Origin of the sequence: Paenibacillus sp. UNC451MF (genome assembly GCF_000686845.1) — a bacterium.
In the GTDB taxonomy this organism is placed as follows: domain Bacteria; phylum Bacillota; class Bacilli; order Paenibacillales; family NBRC-103111; genus Paenibacillus_S.
In genome coordinates, this window is record NZ_JMLS01000024.1 from 1 (window position 1) to 20091 (window position 20091).

Consider the following 20091-nt stretch of genomic DNA (forward strand, 5'->3'; position numbering starts at 1 on the left):
AATCCACTGTTGCAGTTTTTCGAATCCCTCAATTGTATTTTTAAAAGAAAGATGTTTACTGGAAAGCACAATGCCACGAAAATTCGTAGCTTGAGCTACATGGACTTCTTTTGCCATATCGATGCCTACAACAAGATGGGAAGTGGTAATTCGTTCTATGCGTTGATTTTGTCCGTCTGATTGCTTAAACTTCATAACAAGAGCGCCTCCTTGATGGTGTTGGGTTTCGAACCCGTGGACAAACCCATCATACCGAGGCGCTCCTTTTTTGACAAAGCCCATTTCTTAGGCTACTAGAACGATTCAACTATCGTACTCGTTTGTGGAACTGAAAAGAGCTAAAAGGTTTCAACGATCGGAATGGTATTTACACGGTGTATTAAATAGAACTTGATGGCGGCACAGTCGATGTTAATAAACTGCAAACGATCGTTATGCATCCGTTCAGCCACCTCGTCTACGCTGACCCAAACTCCTCCCAAAATCGTTTTCTTCTTAGAGTCATGGGGATCTCACCGAATTCTCCTAGCAGTGAGAATGACAGCTTGAGGATGACCGTATTCTTTGATCTCAATACAGGCGAAATGGTGAACGCCTCCGAGATGACTGGTTACGACAAGAATGGTCGTACAAACTGGAAGGAAGTAGAGCTTAAACGGACGCCAGGCAATAAGTGAATGTTGGGAGTAACGAAGCAAAACGACTTAGGAGAAAGCGGCCTTCTCAGCGGGAGGGGCCGCTTTTCTCTTGGATTAACGTTTACATATTTACAAAAGTAGCATTTTATACATGAGGTCTGACCAACATTTTAACGAAAATATACGCAAAGGACATTTGGGCACATGAATAGCGGATTTTCCCTACTCTAAGGAATGACCGCTAAGGTATTTAATAGCGTCGATAATTCATATCCACTAACGCTAAGCGTATAAAACGGTCAAAATGTTGGTGCTACCTCCAAGATGAGTTGAACTATCGTTCCCCGCAAGTTTAACACTTTCGGGTTACTCAGAGTTCGTTTCCATTGATGAAATATGCTCTATAATATAACGATAATCTTCTTCAGAATCGGTCCAAAAAATAACCGGTACATGTTTTATTTTCATTTGTCGAAATGCTTCATTGCGGTGACGCCCATCAGCGATTTTATATTTGCCAGCGGAATAGAAGACGATTAGCGGCGGAAAATCCCAATTGCCATATGCCTTCTTCATTTTATCGACGACATGGAAAAACCATGCTATATCACTCTCTTTAGTCAGATAAGATGGAGCTCCTTCTTCAATTCCAAACTCCGATATATCCATTACGACCGGACCGATATAGTACCTCTGCTTAAGCAATAACCCGTCTGCTAATGCAATGTTCTTTCCGTCATTTCTAAGAAATAACTGAACCCACTCATCAATTGCACCACGTTGGGCATATTGAATTGCACATTTTGTACTGCCATATATCATTAAGTCATCCTCCACGCCCATGTCATGCTCAATCCTTTCCCTCCGACCGTTGCAGCGCATCGACCAGCTCTACAAAGTGACGCCCGCGCTCTTCAAAGTTGCTATATTGGTCATATGCAGTGCAGGCAGGGCTCAGCAGCACAGTGTCGCCCGGTGAGGCCAGCTTGTGTGCCTGCGCCACTGCCTCAGCCAGGCCTTCGCAGCGGACAATAGGCGGGCAGCTCGGCACTCCGCGCGCAGCAGCCTCGATTTGACTGGCCGCTTCGCCGATCAACAGCAGCACCTTGACATGATCAGGCAGCAGTCTAGCCATCTCGTCAAACGGTACTTTCTTATCTCGCCCGCCGGCGATCAGCAGCACTCGGCCCACATGCGCGTGCAGTGTGGCGACGGTTCGGGCGGGGCTGGAGCCGATGGAATTGTTGTAATAATGCACGCCGCCCACAGTTGCCACCCACTGGTTTCGGTGCTCCACGCCGACGAAGTTACGCACCGCCTCCAGGATTGCTTCATCCGACACCGTCCCCCGTACAGCGCTCATGGCAGCCATTACGTTTTCCACGTTGTACCACCCCGGCAAACGAATGTCACTGATGGGTAACAGACTGTCGATCACCCCGTCGTGGACAGTGTGCCCGCCGAAATATTTGGTCCGCCCCCTCCCGCGCAGCGCGGCAGTCGCTGGATTATCACCGTTTAAGACGGCAAAGTCGTCAACAGTCTGAAAATCCAGCAGGCGGCGCTTGGCAGCGGTATATTCATCCATGTCGCGGTGCCAGTCGAGGTGATTGGGCGAGATGTTGGTGATCACCGCCACATGGGGAGAACGCGTCATGTCCATCAGTTGGAAGCTGGACAGCTCGACCGCGCATGCGTCCAGCGGCGACATCTTGCCCACGCGCGTCAGCAGTGGCGTGCCAATGTTGCCCCCCAGATGCACCGTACGCCCCCCGTTAGCCAGCATGTCGGCAATCAGCGATGTGGTGGTTGTCTTACCGTCCGAACCGGTCACGCCGAAAATGGGACACGGACACAGCGCGAAGAACTCCTCCATCTCACTGGTTACACGGCTACCGCCCGCGCGGGCCGAGTCCAGCGCTGGATGGTCTGGGCGCATACCCGGAGTGCGGAACACCATGTCGCCTTCAACGCGATTCAGATAATTCTCCCCTAGGTGCAACCCGACGCCCAGTTCGTCCCACTCCTCTCGGGGCAGGGCGGGGTTGCGGTCGCGCACGGTGACGCGTGCCCCGGCCGAGCGCAGCATGCGGATCAGCGGTGCATTGCTGACGCCGGCGCCGATGACGGTCACATCCCGACCGACCAGCGATTGGATATAGGTAGCAAAAGCAGGATTCATAGGCACCTCCGCTTAGTAAATGTTAGGGGTAAAACCATTCTGCCCTGAAGCTTTCCTTCTCGGTTTAAATCGGTTTGACCGCGTCGTACCATATAAAGCAAGCAATAACCCCCTTAAATTGCATATTATTAAATCAAATATACCACATATTGGAATTAACCTGCCCGTTAGCTTAGTCCTGATTTCAGCTCTGTTATGAAAATGAATAATCCTCTAAATAATTCCAATAATGAAGAAGGAGAATCAAAAAGTAAACCTAATATAAGAGATAAGGAAGTCAAACCTTAGGAGGAAAACATGGGCAGATTAGTTCATTTCGAAATTCATGTCGATGACATGGAGCGTGCTAAGAAGTTTTATGGAGAAGTATTTGGGTGGACATTCGAGGATTGGAGCAATTATGCGGGAATGCCCTATTGGGGGGCTGTGACAGGCGATGCAAATGAGCCTGGAATTAATGGTGCTTTGGTGCAACGTCAAGGGGCTTCCGCAGTACCAGGCCAGGCTTTGAATGGCTTTGCATGTACAATGGGAGTGGGAGACTACGATTCTACGGAATCAAAAATTCTTAATCATGGCGGCAAGGTTGCATTGCCAAAGTATGCTTTACCTGGAATGGCGTGGCAAGGGTACTATATGGACACGGAAGGTAATATTTTTGGTATACATCAGCCAGATACGAACGCAAAATAGAATTATTTCGATATCACCTTTTCATGGAGGAGACATGTGAAGAATTGAAATCGTGCGGACTGAGTCCTTAGAGTTTCTCCAAAGCGAAAAGTCCTGATCAACACGGTCAGGACTTTTCGCTTTGTATTGAGGTGAGGGACTTCGCTCCCTAGAAAGCGGGTCGCTTCAATCCGCATGGAAAATCCAACCACCAAAAAGTCCGGTAGAATAAATTCATTCCCGACATGTAAAAAAAACATCGTCTGTTTTGACGATGTTAGTAGTTACTTATAATCCATTATGAATAAATAACCTGCATTCAAACGGATCGGTGTAAGCACTGATTGATTTTCTTGAGTTGGCTTACGCCCCTCTCCTTATTTCACGAGCAACTTCTGAAATGCTTCATCCTGTTGCATTTTCTCTTTAAGCTCCTGACAGTTGTTCTCCTTCGACTCAATCGTCCAACCGGCTACCTTCGTGCCGTAAACCACTGCCTCCGCCAGCTTCAAGCCGCGAACAAGGCCCATAATCGTCCCCGAGAAAAATGCATCCCCAGCACCGCTCGTATCGATAACTTCCACTGGGAATACAGGCTGATATCCCGATTCCTTCATTATCCGATCATAGAATATTGATCCCTCGGATCCAAGCGTGATCACCATCGCTTGAAGCCCCTGCTCTTCTACGTATGTCTGAAGCGCCGCCAGTTTCTGTTCGAGAGCCATATCACTGAAGTCGCTGCAGACCAGCTGCTCAGCTTCAATATTGTTGCAAATAAAGCAATCGAGCTTAGTCAGCAAATCACGGTTTTTAAGTATTACCTCGAGATTGCCGGGAATACCGTATACCGGCTTGTTGTGTCGACTTGCTATTTCTAGCATATGCCGGGAAATCTGCTCATTGAGGTCGATTTCCAAGACAAGATGGGAGGAACCGCTAACTATCTCCTCTCCACGCTGCATGATCATATGCTGCATTGTCGTCAAGTTCGGCATTTGGGAGATTGAGCCTACCAGCTCCCCATTTTCATTCAATAAAGCAAGCCACATCCCCATACCTTGATTAGGTGTTGCAGGCAAGTACTCGAGCGAAACCCCTAATTGCTTAAGGCGTTTCTTGATATCCTCACCAAGTGCCGAATCGTCCACTGTGGAAACGAGTGCTGTCGACAATCCAAGATTGGCCAAATTCTCAACAACATTGCGTCCAACTCCACCATGCACGAACTGAATACTGCCCAGGTTACGTCCTAGTGCGTTATATTGCTCATTAGCAAATCCTTTGCAATCGACAAAAACAGTGCCGACGACGGATATGAAATTTGTCATTCTAAATAAGCTCCTTATCCATATAGAATAAACTTTATTATACATGCATCCTTTCCCATCGTATATGCCCAGCTAATAACAAAGAACATTTCTTGACCCCAGGTAAAACTTCAATTTCTTGTGTTTCTCTGCAATGTAGCCAACATAGTAATGCAGAAGCCAGCCGACTATTCGTGATATAATTAATAAGGGTAGTTTTGTATGTAACGCGAGGGGAGATCATGCCTATGCTTGCTACAGCAAACAAGAAGACAGAGACGTTTGAAGGAAATCGCTTTCCGTTCAAAATGAGTATCCAACGGGATCATTCTTTTCTTGTTAGTTCCCATTGGCATGAGCATTTGGAGCTAATTCTTGCTAGCATATACCGGGTCATGCTCCCTTCTATCGCTTCCCGTAATGCTACTGCTCTCGTTCTATTACATGCCGGTTTCGTGGGCGGGTATCAGTGGTTCCGCGCTCTTTAGCCTTGCTTATGTGTCCCTGTTCAGCATGCTCATCGGCTTTGTGTTCTGGTATCGTGGTCTTGCCCAGGGCGGCATAGCCGGGGTTGGACAGTTGCAGCTCCTCCAGCCTTTCTTTGGCCTCCTGCTTGCGTCTCTCGTTCTGCATGAGTCAATCGGTTGGCCTATCTTTACAGTGAATATCGCTGTCATACTGTGCGTAGCAATCGCACGGCGGTTCGCAGCATAATCTACATCCGCTTCTTGATGAACCAAACAATTCATCGTTTTCCCCCTTGAGATGTTTAATAACATCTATTGTACGGAGAAAACCCTGCAAAAGCTGCCCGTTAAATGAGCAAAAAACTGCCAATTTTTGACGGCAGTCTAGTCCTGTCGGTTATTGATACGCAATCAAGCATTCAAAATGGTCTCTGCGAAAGCAACACTTTTTATAAGGCTCTGATATTCCTCAGGGGTTGTGCCGTCTTCCACGCTCCAGCATGCTCCCATAGCAGCTTCTACATAAAGGCATTTCTTTATTATGTTGTTCGGGATATTAAGCCTTTCTTCTAAAATGAGTATAATATCGTTTATTTTCATATATAATTCCGTAGTTATTTCATCACCAAATTCGTTCAATATAAAACGTGGAATATCAAATACAGGGTCGCCTATTACGCCTTTAGGATCGATTATTACATACTCTCCATCATTACCAAGTAAAATATTATCATGATGAAAATCGCCGTGGAGCAGCATCTTTTGTGAATACAATGTTGAAACTAATAAGCAGATATCTTTTGCTTTTTTCATATGCAAATATAACTCTTCACAATCTTGTCGCTTGCTCATGTAGTCTGTTATTCTATCGACCCACTCGATGTAAGTCGGATATATTTCTGTATTAGCAGGCGTTATATGCAGTTCTTTATAGAGGGAACAAAATACAGATAGTCTACTATTCAGAGAACTCTCATCCCTTAAAGGATTTCCCGGTTGCACACACTCTTCAAGCAGGACGCCGTTTTCGATATCAGCTTCAAAGACTCTGCAAAATCGTCTGCCATTATATTGACGCAATGTATTAAATTCTGTATATATTTCTCCAAATGAAGGATGAGCTATTTTTAGCACTACATTTCCAAGCCTTTCTGCGTAACATTTAAAAACTATGTTTGCAGAATATGAAGGAATAAATTCAATAAAGGTTAAGCTCCACTTTTCGGCATACACTTCAATATCCCTCAAAACTTTTTCATAAAAAGCTTTACCAAAACGATTGGTTATATGTTCAATTTCATTTTGACTGAAACCATATTGCTTGCTCATCTTAAGATCTACCCCATCCCCGCCTAATGGTAATTAACTGCAGCCAACAATAGTTTTATTTAGCAATCAATCAAGTTCATATTTTGCGTATCTTAGATCCCATAAACTTGTATCATAATTCTCTTTGAATTTATTAAATATTTCTTTCTCAATGATCTGAAAAATAATAGTTTCCCCCCACTCATCAGCTGCTTTAATTCCTTTTGAAGTTAAATACTTTAATCCTTCATCCCTCCCATTTACTTCCGTTTTAACTCCGCCTTTTTTGAGGATACCGAAATGATAGTCTCTATAGATGAGAGATTCTGCAATCCAGAACGTTTTAATTTTATATTTTTTGGATATTTCCATTGGTATTTTCTGATCAAAAATAAATCTACCATTAATATCAAAAATCAGTGTCCACGGTTGCGCATATCCCACTCCAAGGGCAGAATCCATTGTTACTGAAGCAATTTCTTCAAAATGCACACCGTCTTTTGATTTATAAAATATGTCAAGAAACGTATCTTCTTCTACTTTAACTACATCGGCTTTTATACAAAGTAATCCAATATTCCACGCCATCAAAGTCACCTCATAGTAAAAATTCATGATAAACAGCAGTGTTGAATGAATCAAATCAGAGTAGATTATCATATGTTGTGTCATTTTACAATAACTAACATTTACTCAATTTAAATAAAAAAGAGACCCCACCGAGGTCTCCACTTCGTTACATTTTGTGAATATGATTACCAAAGGGCTATTTTTTCCTAGCAAGCTTTATGGAAAGTGGTAGTAGAAAAACAGTATATGCAGCAAGAGCATATAGACAAATAATGAATGCCTCCGTGTAGCCTCTGGCGTTCGCTTGCCGCACCCCGTCCGCAAACAGCCGCTTTGCTTCGCTGGATACAGATGCTGTTGCATCTACGCATCTAGGTGACATAGACGCATGAGAGCTTATGGTTTCAGGATAGCATACCCGGAACTTGGCTAATACGGCCTCACTCTGCTCTGCCGACAAAGGTGCATACGCAGCCAATTGCTGACGCATCTGAAGCTCAGTCTGGTGGCCCGCCTTTTCTGCATGTTGACTAAGTGAGTTCGTCCATATGATACCAATTAGAGCGATTCCAATAGCATAAGCCACCTGCATTCCGGTCGTCAAAATGCCCGATGCGGAGCCAATATCTTGCTTCTTCACTTTGGAAAGAACGACATTGGTAAGTGGTGCGGCAATGAAACCCTGACCTATACCAAGCAAAGCTAATGCTGGAATCCATACATAAATATTGGGCGATATCCCTGTTCCTTGTACGGTCAGGGCCAAAAACAAATACCCTGCTGCCGTGAGCACAGAACCGACGCTCAGAACATGTGAACCGATCTTTGAAGCCAATCGCGATGACATTAACGATGCGAGGAAGTAACCTAGACCCATTGGTAAAATGACCGCTCCTGCTTTAAGCGGAGTAAATCCGAGCCCGATTTGGAACAAATAAGCGGAGATCAAGAAGAAGCTTGCTTGCGACGACATGAGCAAAAAGACGACAAGCATCCCGATTCCGAACCCTCTTTGACCGAATAAGTTCACATTCATGAAGGGGTCGACATTTCGCTGCAAAAGTCTTTTTTGAATCCAAATGAATAAGGCCAGCACGGGAACGGACAAAAGCAAACTGATAACGAGCGTAGACGGCCATCCTACTTTCTGACCTTGGACTAGCGGGTACACCAGCAATAATAACCCTGCAGCAACTAACGCCGCACCGAACCAGTCCGTCCTCGATGCAACCATCCCTCTTGACTCCGGTATCAACGGAATCATGCTTAATATCAATATACCGATAGGTACACTAAAGAAGAAAACCATTCTCCACTCCAGACCCCAGGGGTTCCAGTAAAGTAGCAATCCACCGATCAGTTGACCGGTAGAGGCAGCCAGCCCTTGTGTCGCCCCGTAAAGTCCAAATATCTTACTTCTTTTCTCCGGCGCATATTGAGCCTGGATAAGTGACAATATTTGCGGTGAAATCAGCGCTGCGCTCAATCCTTGAATGACCCGCACGACAGTGAGCATCCCAACATCAATGGATAGACCGCATAGCAAAGAGCTGATCGTAAATCCAGCGACGCCAACAAGCAATATCTTCCGTCGACCGAATCGGTCGCCGAGTCTGCCGCCAATAATAAGAGCGACCGCATAGGCCAGTGTATAAGCCGAGATGACGAATTGGACACCGAAGAAATCAGCATGAAGGCCGCGTTGAATCGACGGCGTCGCCACATTAACAATAAAAATATTGGCCACCGCCATAAACACAGATAGCAGCAAAACCGTCAGCATAATTCGCGGACGCTGAAGAGTGTTCACCTCCACCTGCGGATGATTCAGTGAACTATGTGCTGCAGCTTGCGACATCAATTTTATCCTCCTTGTGTACCCCCTGGGAACATTGACATGTGCAGGGATGCTCGATTACAATAAATGAGACAGAACTGTCTCATCCATCATTGATTCGTATGATACAGACAGATCTGTCTCATGTCAATAGCATTGTTCCTTAAATTTGGAATCGGGTGATTATTATGGAAAAAAAAGAATCGGCAAAGGAGCGGATTTTGCGGGTCGCTTCCAATTTATTTTACAAAGAAGGCGTTCGGGCTGTCGGTATCGACAGAATTATTGAGGAATCTGGCGTAGCTAAGGCGAGCTTTTACCGGAATTTCCCTACAAAGGATAGCCTCATCGTTGCTTATCTAGAGATAAGGCATGGTAAGAGAGCTGATTCGATTGCAGAAGCGAAACGGCGACATCCTAACTCTCCTAAAGACCAGTTCTACTCGCTTCTTGAAGATTTAGTCGAGCGGATGAAGGATCCGGGATTTCGTGGCTGTCCGTTTATGAATGCGGTTGTGGAGTTTCCCGATCTGGAGCATCCCGGTCATCGTTCTGCCGTAGATAACCGGCATCGGACTTGGGATATGGTAGAGGAAATAGCGAGGGAAGGCAAAGTGCAAAATCCGGTCGAGTTGGCCGCTCAGATCCGGATTTTAAGTGACGGGGCTATGATGAGTGCATATATCGATAAGGATTCGTTCCATCCAGACTATTTCCTGAGCGCGGCGAGGCGGTTGATTGAGGATCACTTTTCCCGGTAAAAAAAGCCGGCATCGCTATAAAGCGTGCCGGCTTCTTTCGTAATCGATCTTACTGTGAAGGTAACAGATTTCGTAAATCATCCATCGGAATGACTAGATGGATATTATTCATTGTCTTCAATGATCCGGATATAATGCCGGACAAACGCCCATACCTGTCAATGATCGGCCCTCCGGACATTCCGCTTACGATCTGGGCCGAGGTCAAAATCCGTCCTCTCCCATTGATCTGCGCGTTCGGCGAGTTAATAATGCCTTCGCTAATTATCGGACTGTCCTTCATAGGGTAGCCTATAGCGAATACCTTCTCGCCATGCTTTACTGCCGTTTCCCTAACCTGAAGGGAATGATACGCAACGTGCTCCCCCAAACCCGAATCTGGAATGGGAAGCTTTAAGATCGCCGCATCCGTCTGTTCATCACAGTTCAGCACTTCGATGGGAGATACCGTTCTTCCGTCGCCCATAATTCCTTCAAGCCTCTCCCCCTCTTTAATGACATGGCAAGCCGTTGCCGCGATGCCTTCCGGAGAGAGGATCACTCCTGTTCCGGAAGCCTTTAATATACCGTCTCCATTCAAAGCCCGGATGTAGAACACTGCGCTCTCTGTGCGCTCATAAATGTCTTCCGCATTGAAAGTGGCCGCCTCATCTGCATTGACTTTGGCAAGCAGACTCATACCTGACAACAGCAAAACGAATAATCCTAAACATAAAGCCGTTATTTTTCTTTTCAAATTTCATGCCGCCTCTCTGGCCCTGATGCTTATTTCATCGCTGCCATAATATCCCGAAAAGCCCAGTGAGCAGGAGGCAGGTCGCTGAATTTCTCAGGCAGATCCTGTTTCTTAATGCCTATGATTCTGTTGATCAAGACGACGGCCTGCGCCCTTGTAATTTCGCTATCAGGCTTAAATGTGCCGTCCGGGAAGCCCTCGACATACCCTGCTTTCGTAAAGGCATTGATGTATTTTTCCGACCAATGGCCGGATACATCAGACAAAGATGCATCACCTGTTTGGTTGATATCCAGCTTCAACACTCTGGACATAACGACGACAAACTCTGCTCTTGTCAGCCCTTTCTCACCGCCAAAGGTGTTGTCCGGGTAACCATCAATAATACCTGCCGACGCAAAGAAGGCGATCTGATTTTGTTTGCCGCTATCAACGTCTCTGAGCAGGTTTCCGACGGTCACGTCCTCTCTATTCAGCAGCGGAGCAAGCATATCTGTAATTTCGTATCTGCTGAGCGAATTATCAGGCCTAAATTCGTTATTCTCATAGCCTGATATGTACTTCATTTGGCTTACATCGCTTTTCAAATCGAACTTGGCATTCTCCACCTGGTAATGGATCGTCACGACCTGATCGTTTTGATCGGTAATCATTTTGATAGTCATATTCCGTGTGATTAACAATTCTCCAGTATAGCGGAGGCTGTTCTTTGTTGGAGTGCTTCCATCGGTCGTGTAATAAATTATTTGGCCCTCTGGAGCCTTTAATGTCACTTTGCTGTTTTTAGCGACAGTTACCGAAGCTAAATCATCGGTCTGAACTGCTTTTTCGCCAATATAAGCTATAACGGCCGGCTCTGATACTACAGGTGGGAACCAACCGCCACCTCCTCCACCTTTCCCGCGGGAAGGCTCTGGCTCCTGTTTGGTCCAGATCGCGGAGAACACCTCACTGCTTTCTTTTTCATCAGCCATTGTGATTGCCTTGATCGTTGTCGTATTAGTTAATACGATAGGTGCGGTATATACCTGAGACCACTGATCTGGCTGGCTGCCGTTCAATGTGTAGTAGATGATGCCATTTGCTTCATCTGCAGCTAGTGCTACAGAAGTCTTGGTGTTGAACGGATTGTCCCCGGTTATAGCTTTAGGCTTTTGAGCGGTCTCTGCAAACGCAGGGACCGGCATATTCACGGTCAACTCTCTGGAGTCTCCATTCACCGTTGCTCTCAAGATAGCCTTTCCGGCTAAGTTCATCGAGCCTTTCAGAGAACCTGAAGCGCTGTTGATCGAAATTTCCCTTGGATCAGCAGTCCAAGCTAGTTCACCGTCCTGAGTTAGCTCAAATTCAGACTTGATGTTATGAATAACATCTTTATCACCTAGGATAATGGCTGCCGCACTCAGCTTCGATGCTCCGTTTCCATTGAACGCAGCAAGCTGAGGATAGAATCCTTTAGCTGCCTTCCATATTCCTGTATTCAGGCTTACCGGCAGCGTCCCTTGGACAAAGTCTTTGGCTAGCAGTCCCGCTGCTTCGCCTTCTACTCCTGCTGCCCTGTTTCCATTAGCATTATAGTATGCCGTGTCCGATTTGAGCATTTGCTTGTTAAAAGCGGTGTTCTTGATCATAGCTGCCGCTTCTTTCTGACCCACAATGCCTCCGAAAAATGTTTTGCCTAGTACGATTTTTCCACCTACCGCAGCAATAACCTCACCGTAATTCATCGAATCACTTATCACGCCTTCAGATGCGTGTCCGGCAATACCGCCAGCCCATGCTTTCGTCGTCGCTTTGGCTTGAACGCGTCCCGAATAATACGTGTTCCCAATCAATCCTTGGTTCAGCCCCACGATACCTCCTGCTGTTGCTTGGTCCGATGTGACGGAGATATCTGCGAAGGAGAACGACTCCCTGATGTCCCCGGCTTTTCCGTTTACTCCGGCAATGCCTCCCACCAGCGCTTCTTGTCCTGCATTCTTCGGATGGATGATGCCTCTTGAATACGCTTTGCTGATTTTCCCTTCATTGGAACCTGCAATTCCACCCAAAACGCTACCCGCAGCGTCAATAGTACCGTTCACAACAACTTGTTCGGCGCTGCCACTGTTCGCTCCTGTCAAGCCGCCGATATGATTGGCCCCGTTTAGCGTAAGAGATTGAATGCTAGCATCTGAGATTGTGCCTCCATTATTTCCTGTCGCTCCGCCTGTAAAGTCGGTGCCGTTTACGGTCAAACCTTGGATGCTAACACTTGAAAGTCCGCCTTTATTCTCACCTGTTAATCCGCCGGTATTATTGGCGCCTTGTACGGTCAGATCATGCATGGTGACTTTCGAAATCATGTTTTCGTTGCTTCCTGCTACCCCGCCTGTGTAATCAGCTCCGCTAACGTTTAGAGATTGAAGGATAACATTCGAAATCGCGCCTTCATTTTTCCCCGTAATCCCCCCGGTATAATCGTCTCCCTTCACCGAGCCGCTAACGGTAATACCGCTAATGATAGCTCCGCTATGGTTAATCCCAGCTACAATTCCTGTATTAGCGCCGGCAGTAAGGTTTGCATCTGCAAAGGATACATTAACAATTTTCCCGTAGTTCTCCGCAGTAAAACCATAGGCTGATGTTCCGGATGCTCGACCTTGAAGTCCTTTAATTGATTTACCCTTGCCATCGAGCTCTCCATGGAAAGCAGCAAAAGGTACCCATGAGGTGTCACCAATGGAAATATCTGCGCCTAGGGAAAGCTTGTTCAAACTAGGCTTGACATCGGCTGCTCTATTAAACAACCGGTAATAGTTCAAGTTCACATCGTTATACAGGGTAACTACGCCATTTAGCTGTTTGACGTTCTGGATGACGATTTCACCTTCACCATTGAGGCTCAGGAAGGAAGCATCCATCTCGAAGTTCCATTTGCCAAAGCCATAGGCGCTTGTCATGTCATCTTCCGCTTTTGCTGCTTCCACTGTCCCTAGGCTGCGGCCGAATGGAGCCAGAGATCCTAGATAAGAGGAAAGCGTTACTTTACCGTCCCTGAAATTGTAGCCGATAAGCGCCCCCTTGAATGCATTGGCGCCAGTTACGTTCATCTTAATGTTCTCAGTGCCTGTGTACGCACTTTCGATAATTCCATCGTTGTACCCTGCAAAGCCCCCAGTATACGACCTGGTCGCATGATTAACCCCGTTGGTCTCCACTTTGCTTTGCAAAGCATATGCTTTCTTCACCATTGCCGATCGTTCCACGACTCCAGCAAACCCGCCGGTTCTCGTATCGAAGCCTGTATTTACCACATCTCCCGTGGCGTAAGCCTCTGTAATCTCGTAATGATCAACCGATCCCGCAAAGCCGCCTGAGTAAGCTCCCGTTATCCCTTGGACATCAACGACTCCTTTAGCATAAGCCCGCTGAATCGCTCCTGCCCCTGCCGGATCAGCGTCACCGAGCGAGCCTGCAAAGCCGCCCGCATAAATCGTATTATCCTGATTGTCACATACGACCTGAACAGGAATATCAGCAAAAGAATCGGCGAATCGCGTATTGTCCGACATCCCCACAAAGCCGCCGACGTGAGTAGCCGGCGTCATGCCCGGTTTCGTAACCGCACTAGCGATGACTATCTTCTCTCCTGCGGTTGCTGCTGCATTCGAATAATGAATTTCCCCGCCTGCCGCTCGACCGACGAAACCGCCGACATGATAAACGCGGCTGGAATCTGCGGCAATGCTGTTATGAGCGGAAGTACTTACAATAATGCCGCTGCTGAAACCTGCGACGCCTCCGACATCAGCCGTTTTTCCTCCGCTGACGGCAATGGCTGGAGTTGTTACAGAATGATAGATGGAAGCCGCCTTGTTTTTACCGGCAATACCGCCGACATACATATCGGCTCCATTATCCACTCCTGTCGCTTTAATGGATTTGGCCGACACGTTGGCATTGTAAATTCCTTTGTACAACGGTGCCAGCTTGCTGAAATCAAAGCTTTGATTGACATCCTTCGAAGATATAAGCCCCGCAACGCCGCCGACAATGGCTTCGCCCGATCTGGAAGCGGAATCGATATCCGACTTCACATCAACCATATAAAGAATAGAATCGTCTGCCTGGCCTGCAATGCCGCCGACGGTCACACGGTCTCCGGCAGCTTTGAGCGAGCCGCTCACTGAAGCCTGCCGTACTGCCGTATTCGCAAGCTTACCCGCAACTCCGCCTAGGATCGCTTGCTCGCTTGTCTCGGAGCTTGCAAGCATGACGTTGTCTACCTTAACTTCATCCAGATCAAAGAAATTGCTGCCTTTTCCTTCCTTGGTTCCCACGATGCCGCCCACAACGCCGTTTCCAACCATATGCTGTATGGTATTGCCAGCCGTGATAACTGTATGATTGATCGGATTATCAGAGCCGGATTGACCTGTGATTCCTCCCAAGGTCGATTCCGCTCCAAGCGCTTCCAGCTTGCCTTCAGTGAAGGCGAGATGAATATTTTCCGCCTTACCGGTAACATGCTGCCCGATCAATCCTCCCACGATACTGCCCGTACCCGTAGTTGAAATTCGGGAAGCAATGTCCATGCTGAGGCCACTGACATCGCCGTTCTGCCTTCCGATGAGGCCACCTATCGTAGCATTGCTCGCTGAACTGCCAATACTTGAATCCGTCACTTTGAAGGTGAACACGTTCGGATTGACCGCAAACGCATTGTCTCCAATAAGACCGCCTGCTACCGGATTCGTCCCCGTTGCTTCAATTCGGCTTCCGCCTTCCAAGCTAACGTCAGCAGTTGCTACAGTGCCTGTATTTTTTCCTATCAGAGAGCCAACGGTAGCACCGCTGATCTTAGCGCCTCCTGTCAGCTTGATGCTGATATGGGATACAGTCCCTTTATTGACCCCGGCAAGGACGCCTGTGAATTGTTGCCCGGTTAAAGACAGGGGCTCTAGCTTGATATTCTCTACAATAGCCTTCTGTCCGATGACTCCGAACAATCCGGAGTAAGAGGAAGTCGACGTCAAAGTTAGGCCATCGATCAAATGGTTGTTTCCTTTAAAATTCCCTTGGAACGCGCTATCTTCATTGATACCGATTGGCACCCATTGTTTCGATTGAATGTGGATTGGACTCATCACTTTGATCGTTCTGCCTTCAAAGGAGAATTTAGGAACGCCAGGTATAGTTCCGTTCACGATCGCCGCAAGCCCAGCAAGCTCCGCCTCGCTTTTCACCTCAAAGTTAATCGCGAAGGTGTCACGCACATACCAGTTGATGTTGGCATTCACGTCGCTGCCGCCGCCCGTCTCTCCTCCACCATTGGCAATACGGATTAACTCGGGATATTTATATTCCGCATCGAGCGAGCCGTATCTCCAGGTCGAATCGAAATCCCAGCCGGACAACCCAGGGAAGTAGTTTCTATCCTTAAGCGTTGCCGCCAATATTGTGCTAAGACGTGCATGTGCATTAAGCCAGAGGAAGCTGCCATCCGCAAAGTCCGGCAAATCTCCATTAATATCATTGTCTACATCTTTCACGTAATAAGCTTTATACAGCAATTCTTTGTTGGTATTGTCGTAACGTCCGGCAAAACCGCCGGCATAGGAGCCGTCACCGGCCGTCACCTTGCCAGCTGAGTATGCCGTTGTCACAGTACCGTTCGTAATTCTGCCAAGCAGGCCTCCCGCGAAAGAATGGTCTGCATTTGCAATGACTTCTTTAGCTGCATAGGAGTTCGTGATTGTGCCTGCTGCATGCTCGCCCGCCAAACCTCCGACAATCGAATAGCTTCCGTTCGCGGTAACCTTGGAAACCGAGTACGATTTATCGATCGCTCCACTGTTGCGGCCTGCCAAGCCTCCCAGATAGACAGAGCTGCCTTCGATACCATGAGCATTGCCCGTGATAGCAATGTCCACGTAGGACGCCGTCACTTGGCCCAAATTTTCTCCGACCAAACCACCGGCAAGCGTATTTTCACCTTCGATAATCAGGTTCGCATTGGAATACGTGTAATATAGCGTTCCACTTTCCATATTCCGTCCTGCCAAGCCACCTACGATGCCGGAATTCCCATCGGAAGTAATCGAAATTTTATCGGAAATGCTGTTATTGGCGATCAGACTGCGATTCTCACCAACCATGCCACCAGTTACCGAAGCCTCTGCGTTCACCAAGATCGATCCTACGATTCGGCTGTTCTGAATCGTACTGACTGCCTTGCCCGGATCGGAGCTAGGGTCTCCTGCCCGACGATCATTGATTCCGACAATACCGCCGATGATGGAAGAAGTTGCAGTCGGAGTCACCTTTATACTAAGAGCTGCCGTATTATTATTTAAGATAACGGAGGTCGTTTCCGTGCTCAGGTTGTATCCAGTCATACCACCAACTAATGAGTTTGGACTTCCTATGACTAGACTGACAGAGCCTGATGCAATTTTTTCTATACGTGATTTGCTGCTGTATCCGGCGATACCGCCGAAATAGGAAGATTCTGCAGTCGTTGCGCTGGTTATAAACAAGTTGTTGGCGTTGATTTTGACTTCGTCTCCGATGATTTTACTATTTTCAATTTTACCCGCTAGACCGCCTGCGCTGGCATTGGCTCCCTTAACGGAAATCGTCGCATAATCAGGGAGTTTAGCATCGACAGCAACGTCCTTGATCTCGGTATTTTGAACATATCCGGCAATACCGCCAATGGAGGCATTCCCCCCCGTTGCCTGGATCAAGGTCGCTTCTCCGGCATGGACCCATGCGCTGCTAATGCTTGCCGGCGATGCACTTCCATCCGGCGCTTCGGAGCGTCCGACGATTCCTCCGACCTCACCTGCTTCGCCGCTAACCTCAAGCTGATGATTATCAGCTTGAACGTTGGTAATAGCCCCCCTATTTTTACCGGCGATACCACCTACTTGGTTCGCAGTTCCCGAAGCGTTCACTTGAACGTTCAGAGCATTGCTCTTCGGGGTGTTCTTTTGATTTTCACCATAAAGCCCACCGATCTCAAGTGTGTTCCCCTGAGCCGTAACAGTTATATCTTTAGCTGTGATAGCAGAGCCGTCGTTAGTCGTATTTTCTTGAGTCGTATCCTGAACACCTACGGCGCCGCCAATCTTCCCTGCGTTAGCAGGAACTAGAATCTTGACGCCTTCGATATCGAGGAAAGCTTGTGGCGTACGGTTAATACCGATAGCTCCACCTACGCTGCTATTATCGGCTTTAACATCGATCTCCAGCTGCTTAACCTGAACCGGGGCCCCCACTGCTCCAATTTGAGCTTCAGCTGTGAGTGTTCCTGCCACTGCTCCCAAGTTATAGCTGGTTCTTCCCGCTTCACTCAACAAGCCAATCTGGGTAACAAGAGTGTCATTAACCGTAAGAGGTCCCTCATTACGCCCAATAATACCACCGGCTGTCAGTCTGTCGATGCCGTTTGCAGCAGCAAGCTTCACACTATCGCTATCGTGGTCTCCTTTATCGCCAACCGTTGCACCCATAATGGACCCTTGTGCTGTACCCGCAATCCCCCCTGCGAAGCCGTCCGCGGTTTGTACCGTCGCCGTTACATACTGGATGGTTGCCTTATTTACAGTACCTTTCAAATTTCCTGCTATGCCGCCGATGAACCCATCGGAGGTAATCCTAACATGGCTTTCCTTCGTGTTTCCTACACTAGCATCAGAAATAACTCCTCCGTCCACATACCCTGCAATACCGCCGGTATATGTGCTAGCGCCGCCTCCCGTCGATGTAATCGTACCACCCTTGTACGTTTGAGCTGCGTCAACGATCCCTGCCGGTGTCTGCTTTAAAGAACCATTGTTTATGTTTGCATTACCACCTGTCAAATAGCCAACAATGCCGCCTGTGCTGACCGTGCCTCCAGAGCTGGAAGCTGCAGCATTGACAGTAATATCGCTTGCAAACGTTGCGTTTGCTATCGTTTTATCAGAGCTATCAGCCGGAATGAAGCCGATGAAGCCCCCGGTATACAGCTTGGATATACCGTCTACCTTGATATCCCCGGCACTGGAAACGTTGCTGATCCCATTCCCCGTTCTCGCATAAGCTCGGTTAGAGATGATACCGCCCGTGTAGACTCCCGTTCCCCCGCTTACGGTGATGCTTCCGCTATTCTCGTAAGCGAGTAGAGACGCATTTTCGAATAAAGCCCTATTCTCTGCGTAGCCGATTAAACCGCCGGTATAGGCTTCATCCGGTTTGTCCGCCAGCGCTCCGCCCGATACGCGGATCGCTCCCGTATTTTTGGCTGCTCCCTTAAATGAGAAGTCCCCCGTCGCATAACCGATAAGTCCACCAGTATAAACGTGGTCTTTTCCTGATGCCGCAATGCTTACACTATTGACATGGCTCTTTTCCAACGAAAAGATGCCTTCCGTATAGCCGACGAGCCCACCAGTATAAACGTTAGTTCCGCCGTTGTTCGTTACAACTCCTGTATTGTTGAAAGTAACATCCGCATTGGCAGTACCTAGTGAACCTGCAAGTCCTCCGGCATACGATCCACTTGCAGAAGGAGCAGCGATACTTACCGCACCGCTATTGGAAGTATTTACAGAAAACTTCGCCAGACCGTTCGCCTTACCCAAAATGCCACCGGCATAGTTGTTCAAACCGCCGATAGCTGTAACGGCACCTGTGTTGGAAATGATCGTATTGTCCTGATTCATCTCGACGGACACCGGCGAATAGCCGATAATCCCCCCTGCATATACATTCCGGTTAGCCTTACTAGTTGCATTTAGCGCACCGTTATTCCATATTTTTACGTATTTTGCTCCGCTGCCGTATACACTGCCCGTGACCCCTCCGGCATACACATCGCCGCCGGATGCAGTTATCTGAGCGTTATTTTTCAAGTTGGATAAGGTTCCTTCGCCCTGGCCGACGATCCCCCCGACGTAAGTAACCTGATTAGACGTATCTATTTTTATAGATACATCATTTGTAATATCGTACAAAATACTGTTGTTTACCATCTTGCCGACCGCTGCGCCCACATAGACATTTTGAGTGACGGAAGGCATGTTAATGCTGCCTGTCCCCGTAAATTTGAAGCCTCCCACAGTAGCTCCGTCCATATAGCCGATGAAGCCCCCGTACATGATATTGTCATTTACGGTCATACCGCGGATTTCCTTGGAAATTCCACTTGCTGCAATCAACGTCCCTTTGAACGGTTTTGTCTGTGTTCCAATCGGCACCCACAGGTAAGCAGATAAATCCAAGTCCTGACTGACCTCCAGAATTTTCCCGTTAAACCCGTTGATAGGTATCCCATTTCGGTTGACCCCGTCATTAACTAGCTTGGCGACGCCAGCCAGTTTAGCCGGCGTATCGATAGTATAAGTCCCGTATTCGGTAGCATTATCAAACCAGGCCGTATCCGCATGGCCCCCATCCGTCCAATGGCTTGTGCTTGCACTTGCATGGAAGGTCATTAGGCCTGCCAATAATGCTATAAATAATACAGCAAATCCAATCGCATAGATTGATTTTTGCTTCATTGCCATGTTCACACCGCCTTAGTTTGGTAAAAATCCGAAGAGCTACCGGCAAACGTCCTATAGACTTGTGCCGGTAGCTT

12 protein-coding genes and 2 pseudogenes are annotated in these 20091 nt (G+C 47.6%); 4 read left to right on the top strand and 10 right to left on the bottom strand.

Annotated features, from left to right (window positions below; translation table 11 throughout):
* Positions 1–195: pseudogene (locus BP97_RS37155) on the bottom strand (IS110 family transposase); the annotation flags it as partial.
* Positions 196–338: 143 nt separating this feature from the next.
* Complete coding sequence (locus tag BP97_RS40305; RefSeq protein ID WP_156043288.1) at positions 339–482, bottom strand: hypothetical protein; 144 nt, start codon at positions 480–482, stop codon at positions 339–341.
* 63 nt (positions 483–545) lie between these two features.
* On the opposite strand from BP97_RS40305, the gene BP97_RS41455 reads away from it, so the two are divergent.
* Positions 546–677: a hypothetical protein gene (locus BP97_RS41455; protein ID WP_269321923.1), complete on the top strand. Its 132-nt coding sequence runs from the start codon at positions 546–548 to the stop codon at positions 675–677.
* Between the two features lie 327 nt (positions 678–1004).
* Here BP97_RS41455 and BP97_RS0122835 read toward each other — a convergent pair whose 3' ends face one another.
* Both BP97_RS0122835 and murD read right to left on the bottom strand, forming a co-directional pair.
* Positions 1005–1460: a ParB N-terminal domain-containing protein gene (locus BP97_RS0122835; RefSeq protein WP_028551195.1), complete on the bottom strand. Its 456-nt coding sequence runs from the start codon at positions 1458–1460 to the stop codon at positions 1005–1007.
* A gap of 28 nt (positions 1461–1488) precedes the next feature.
* Positions 1489–2820: a UDP-N-acetylmuramoyl-L-alanine--D-glutamate ligase gene (murD, locus tag BP97_RS0122840; protein WP_028551196.1), complete on the bottom strand. Its 1332-nt coding sequence runs from the start codon at positions 2818–2820 to the stop codon at positions 1489–1491.
* A 297-nt stretch (positions 2821–3117) separates the two neighbouring features.
* On the opposite strand from murD, the gene BP97_RS0122845 reads away from it, so the two are divergent.
* Positions 3118–3513, top strand: a complete 396-nt coding sequence (locus tag BP97_RS0122845) for a VOC family protein (RefSeq protein WP_028551197.1) — start codon at positions 3118–3120, stop codon at positions 3511–3513.
* Positions 3514–3869: 356 nt separating this feature from the next.
* Here the strand turns inward: BP97_RS0122845 and BP97_RS0122850 are convergent, their stop codons facing one another.
* Complete coding sequence (locus BP97_RS0122850; RefSeq protein WP_028551198.1) at positions 3870–4823, bottom strand: carbohydrate kinase family protein; 954 nt, start codon at positions 4821–4823, stop codon at positions 3870–3872.
* 381 nt (positions 4824–5204) lie between these two features.
* Between BP97_RS0122850 and BP97_RS39805 the strand changes: the two are divergent.
* Positions 5205–5516, top strand: a pseudogene (locus BP97_RS39805) (EamA family transporter); the annotation flags it as partial.
* 164 nt (positions 5517–5680) lie between these two features.
* Here the strand turns inward: BP97_RS39805 and BP97_RS0122865 are convergent.
* From BP97_RS0122865 to BP97_RS37160, 3 genes are all read right to left on the bottom strand, one after another.
* Positions 5681–6598, bottom strand: a complete 918-nt coding sequence (locus tag BP97_RS0122865) for an aminoglycoside phosphotransferase family protein (RefSeq protein WP_028551201.1) — start codon at positions 6596–6598, stop codon at positions 5681–5683.
* 66 nt (positions 6599–6664) lie between these two features.
* Positions 6665–7165, bottom strand: coding sequence for a hypothetical protein (locus BP97_RS0122870; RefSeq protein WP_028551202.1), 501 nt, complete (start codon positions 7163–7165; stop codon positions 6665–6667).
* Positions 7166–7343: 178 nt separating this feature from the next.
* Positions 7344–9005: an MFS transporter gene (locus BP97_RS37160; RefSeq protein WP_051620893.1), complete on the bottom strand. Its 1662-nt coding sequence runs from the start codon at positions 9003–9005 to the stop codon at positions 7344–7346.
* A 167-nt stretch (positions 9006–9172) separates the two neighbouring features.
* On the opposite strand from BP97_RS37160, the gene BP97_RS0122880 reads away from it, so the two are divergent.
* The gene (locus BP97_RS0122880; RefSeq protein WP_028551203.1) at positions 9173–9745 is read left to right on the top strand and encodes a TetR/AcrR family transcriptional regulator; all 573 of its coding nucleotides are present in this window, start codon (positions 9173–9175) and stop codon (positions 9743–9745) included.
* A gap of 49 nt (positions 9746–9794) precedes the next feature.
* Here BP97_RS0122880 and BP97_RS0122885 read toward each other — a convergent pair whose 3' ends face one another.
* Positions 9795–10481 carry a S1 family peptidase gene (locus BP97_RS0122885; RefSeq protein WP_028551204.1) on the bottom strand — a complete coding sequence of 229 codons (687 nt, stop codon included), beginning with the start codon at positions 10479–10481 and terminating at the stop codon, positions 9795–9797.
* 29 nt (positions 10482–10510) lie between these two features.
* Positions 10511–20017, bottom strand: coding sequence for a chitobiase/beta-hexosaminidase C-terminal domain-containing protein (locus BP97_RS0122890; RefSeq protein WP_028551205.1), 9507 nt, complete (start codon positions 20015–20017; stop codon positions 10511–10513).
* Between the last annotated feature and the right edge of the window lie 74 nt (positions 20018–20091).

What these genes read in the sequence shown, in the direction of transcription:
- BP97_RS0122835 (WP_028551195.1), bottom strand. Translation starts at nt 1,460, where the DNA reads ATGATATATGGCAGTACAAAATGTGCAATTCAATATGCCCAACGTGGT.
- murD (WP_028551196.1), bottom strand. Translation starts at nt 2,820, where the DNA reads ATGAATCCTGCTTTTGCTACCTATATCCAATCGCTGGTCGGTCGGGAT.
- BP97_RS0122845 (WP_028551197.1), top strand. Translation starts at nt 3,118, where the DNA reads ATGGGCAGATTAGTTCATTTCGAAATTCATGTCGATGACATGGAGCGT.
- BP97_RS0122850 (WP_028551198.1), bottom strand. Translation starts at nt 4,823, where the DNA reads ATGACAAATTTCATATCCGTCGTCGGCACTGTTTTTGTCGATTGCAAA.
- BP97_RS0122865 (WP_028551201.1), bottom strand. Translation starts at nt 6,598, where the DNA reads ATGAGCAAGCAATATGGTTTCAGTCAAAATGAAATTGAACATATAACC.
- BP97_RS0122870 (WP_028551202.1), bottom strand. Translation starts at nt 7,165, where the DNA reads ATGGCGTGGAATATTGGATTACTTTGTATAAAAGCCGATGTAGTTAAA.
- BP97_RS37160 (WP_051620893.1), bottom strand. Translation starts at nt 9,005, where the DNA reads ATGTCGCAAGCTGCAGCACATAGTTCACTGAATCATCCGCAGGTGGAG.
- BP97_RS0122880 (WP_028551203.1), top strand. Translation starts at nt 9,173, where the DNA reads ATGGAAAAAAAAGAATCGGCAAAGGAGCGGATTTTGCGGGTCGCTTCC.
- BP97_RS0122890 (WP_028551205.1), bottom strand. Translation starts at nt 20,017, where the DNA reads ATGGCAATGAAGCAAAAATCAATCTATGCGATTGGATTTGCTGTATTA.